The sequence below is a fragment of the Micromonospora sp. 15K316 genome, assembly GCF_004348525.1.
GTDB lineage: Bacteria > Actinomycetota > Actinomycetes > Mycobacteriales > Micromonosporaceae > Micromonospora.
In genome coordinates, this window is the sequence record NZ_SMKG01000353.1 from 1 (window position 1) to 3,702 (window position 3,702).

Here is a 3,702-nt window from a genome sequence, read left to right on the forward strand (position 1 = left end):
AAGAGACAGGAATCCGGCCACCCGCCCCGCGTATCGGTGGGTGTCAGCGAATGCCCAGGTCGCGTGCCGACTGTCGGCGGCTGTTCATCGCGACGGTGAGAGCGGATCGGGTTGCCTCAGTGCTCGTGGTGATGCCGGCCTGAGGCCGGCGCATTCGGGCCCGGGACAACGCTTCGTGAAGTAGTTGCATCTCAACTCCGTTGGGTACGTGCAGCATGTCGTTTCCAGTCGTCTCCGGACCGGTGCCGGCGTGGTTGGTGCGGATCGGGTTCATGTCAGGCCGCCAGCCGGACCGCGTTACGCCCCTGGGACAGCCCACTGGCCGCCAGGCGCGCCTCGGCCTCGACCCGGAGCGCGGCGTCGCGGGCGACGTCCTCCTTGCGCGGACGGCCACGGGGCCGCTTGCGCGGGACGACCGCGCCACGCTCGAAGATCTCGCCACCCCAGACGCCCCAGGGCTCGGCACGCTCGACCGCGCCGGCGAGGCACTCGACGCGCAGCGGGCAGTCCCCGCAGAGCGACTTGGCCAGCTCGAGCTCGGCGGGCGCGTCGGAGAACCACAGGTCGGGGTCGAACTTCCGGCAGGGCAGGTTCGCCTCCAGCTCGACGTCCAGGTCGAGCGGGGCCAACGCCAGACTCATCGCCCGGTCACCTCTCTCTCATCTCGATCTCGTGGATCGCTACTTCCGACTACGTGGGCGGAACAAAAAACTGAGGCCGCGGATCCCGGTTTACGGGTTCCGCGGCCTCGAGGTGAGCCGGTCGGTCTGTGATCAGACCGGTCTACCTCGAGGTGGAACGCCGCGGACATCGGTGCGCTTCTTCTGAACGCCATCGATGCCCATGCCCGTGAAGCCACTGGTCCCCCGGAGCCCGTTCAGCGCGGCGGCGAGGATCAGCTCGGCCTGAGCCTCGACCTGGTGCACCTGTGGAACCGACGGTCGCTTGACCGCGAGAGCCACCCGGGCAGCCGACAGCGGAGCGCGGGCAGCTGGCATCGCCGCCGGACGCTCATAGGTGAAGATCTCCACGGGTGCCACCTCCCTCACGTTCCTCGAATCGACTGGGACAACCCCCCGTGAGCAGCCCGAACGGCGCCGCTCGCGAGGTGTGCACTGAGGCTATTCCTCGCCCGAGGGCGAGGGCAAACGAATTTACGGCTCGATTTCGAAAGTTTTCTCGGGGCAGACGTCGTCCACCGCCGCGCCGCCCACCAGCGCCAGTACCGATTCGCCGTAGAGGCCCAGTTTGCGCGGGCCGATCCCGGCGATGGCGATCAGCTCCTCGGACCGGCTCGGCCGCCGCTCGGCCAGCGCCGTCAGGGTGGCGTCGGTGAAGACCACGTAGGCCGGGACCCGCTGCTCACCGGCGACCCGCCGCCGCCACTCGTGCAGCCGCTCGTGCAGCTCCTCGTCGATGTCCGACGGGCAGGTCGCACACCGTCCCAGCTTCCGCTCCGGACCGGCGAGCAGCGTCGCCCCGCAGATCCGGCAGGAGACGATCTGCGTCCGCCGCCGCTCCGGCCGGGGCGTCGTGTTCGTGCCGCGGGCCCGCTCACCGCCGCCGCCGGAACGGTCGAGCTGGGGCAGGAAACGCGAGGGCCGCCGGGCGCGTCCGCCCGGCGAGCGGGCCACCGCGTACGACAACCACAGCCACTCCCGAGCGCGGGTGACGCCCACGTAGAGCAGCCGGCGCTCCTCCTCGACCTGCTCGGCCGTCTTCGCATAGGTGGTGGGGAGGGTGCCCTCGGAGAGCCCGACGAGGAAGACGGCGTCCCACTCCAGCCCCTTCGCCGAGTGCAGCGAGGCCAGGGTCACCCCGTCGAGGGTGGGCGCGTGCTGCTGGCTGGCCCGGCGGTGCAGCTCGTCGGTGAACTCGGTCAGCGTCACCCGCCGCTCGACGGTCGCCGCCTCGCCGATCGGCAGGACGGCGGGGGTCGCCGCGTACTCCTCGGCGAGCTGGACCAGCGCGGCGAGCGCCTCCCAGCGCTCCCGGGCGGCGCCACCGGCCGGGGGTGTCTCCGGCGACCAGCCCACCGCGGCGAGCGCCTCGACAACGGCCGCCGGCAGCGGGGTCTCCCCCGGGATCGAGCGGGTGGCGGCGCGCAGCGCGACCATCGCCTGCCGCACCTCGACCCGCTCGAAGAACCGCTCCGCCCCCTGCACCACGTACGGCACCTCGGCCTCGGTGAGCGCCTTCTCGTACGCCTCGGACTGCGCGTTGGTCCGGAACAGCACGGCGATCTCCCGGGCGGGGGTGCCGGCGTCGATGAGCGCCCGGGCACGTGCCGCCACCGCGTTCGCCTCGGCGGGCTCGTCGGTGAAGATCCGCAGCTCCGGTTCGGGGCCGGGTGGACGCTGCCCGCGCAGCTCCAGCCGGAGCCGGGCCTCGGTGCCTCGGGCCTGGGAGATCACGGCGTTGGCCAGCCCGACGACCTGCGGCGTGGAGCGGTAGTCGCGGACCAGCCGGACGACCACCGCGTCCCGGTGCCGGCGCGGGAAGTCGACCAGGTACGACGAGGTCGCCCCGGTGAAGGAGTAGATGGTCTGGCTGGCGTCGCCGACCACGGTCAGGTCGTTGCGCCCGCCCAGCCACGCCTCCAGCAGCCGCTGCTGGAGCGGGTTGACGTCCTGGTACTCGTCGACCACGAAGTGCCGGTACTGCGCGCGCACCTGCTCGGCGACGTCGGCGTGCTCCTCGATCCCCCAGACCGCCGCACGCAGCATGTCCTCGAAGTCGATCACGCCATTGCCGCGCTTGATCTTCTCGTAGGCGGCGAACACCTCGGCGACCTTCGCCGGCTCGTGCGGGGTGTCCCGCAGCGCCTTCGCCGCCGCCACCACGTACTCGGCCGGCTCGACGAGCGACGACTTGGCCCACTCGATCTCGCCGGCCAGGTCCCGGGCGGCGGCCCGGTCCGTACGCAGACCCACCCGGGCCGCGGCGAGCGTGACGAGCCGGACCTTGCTGTCCAGCAGCTCCGGCATGGCCCGACCGTCGAGCAGTCGGGGCGCGAAGTAGCGCACCTGACGCAACGCGGCCGCGTGGAAGGTGCGCGCCTGGACACCGCTCACCCCGAGCCGGGTGAGCCGGTGTCGCATCTCGGCGGCGGCCCGGGCGGTGAAGGTGACGGCGAGCACGTGCCGGCCGGAGATCTCACCGGTGAGCGCCCGGTGGGCGATCCGCGAGGTGACCGCCCGGGTCTTTCCGGTGCCCGCGCCGGCCAGGATGCAGACCGGCCCGGCCGGCGCGGTCACCGCGCCGCGCTGCTCGGGATCCAGCTCGGCGAGCACCCGTTCGGCCTCTGAGTGAACCCCCACAGCAAGGAATTCTCGCAGCAACCCCGGGTGTTGCAGTGGATAGCCCCGGCTTGATCGGCAAGCGGGCGGCGGAGCAGCGGGAGGAATTGACCATGCTGACGATGTACTCCACCTCGTGGTGCGGTTACTGCCACCGACTGAAGTCCCAGCTGGACCGGGAGGGCATCGGGTACGAGGTGGTCGACATCGAGCGGGACCCCCAGGCCGCCGAGTTCGTGATGAGCGTCAACGGCGGCAACCAGACCGTTCCGACGCTGCGCTTCTCCGACGGCAGCGCGCTCACCAACCCGTCGATCAAGCAGGTCAAGGACCACCTCGCCACGATCGTCACCGCCTGACCCCCGCAGACCACCACGAGAGGCGGCCGTCCCCGGACGGCCGC

4 protein-coding genes are annotated in these 3,702 nt (G+C 71.8%); 1 reads left to right on the forward strand and 3 read right to left on the reverse strand.

The genetic code is table 11. The features are described from left to right. Positions 1–275: 275 nt before the first annotated feature. The 3 genes from E1211_RS31230 to E1211_RS31240 all read right to left on the reverse strand — a co-directional run bounded on the left by E1211_RS31230 (position 276) and on the right by E1211_RS31240 (position 3,320). Positions 276–641 carry a WhiB family transcriptional regulator gene (locus E1211_RS31230; RefSeq protein ID WP_120679216.1) on the reverse strand — a complete coding sequence of 122 codons (366 nt, stop codon included), beginning with the start codon at positions 639–641 and terminating at the stop codon, positions 276–278. 132 nt (positions 642–773) lie between these two features. Then, positions 774–1,031, reverse strand: coding sequence for a hypothetical protein (locus E1211_RS31235; protein WP_132353698.1), 258 nt, complete (start codon positions 1,029–1,031; stop codon positions 774–776). 123 nt (positions 1,032–1,154) lie between these two features. After that, positions 1,155–3,320 (reverse strand): ATP-dependent DNA helicase UvrD2, encoded by a 2,166-nt coding sequence (locus E1211_RS31240; protein WP_132353700.1) that lies wholly within the window; start codon positions 3,318–3,320, stop codon positions 1,155–1,157. 92 nt (positions 3,321–3,412) lie between these two features. Here E1211_RS31240 and E1211_RS31245 point away from each other — a divergent pair, with 92 nt between their 5' ends. Next, the gene (locus tag E1211_RS31245; RefSeq protein ID WP_132353703.1) at positions 3,413–3,658 is read left to right on the forward strand and encodes a mycoredoxin; all 246 of its coding nucleotides are present in this window, start codon (positions 3,413–3,415) and stop codon (positions 3,656–3,658) included. The last annotated feature ends 44 nt before the right edge of the window (positions 3,659–3,702 follow it).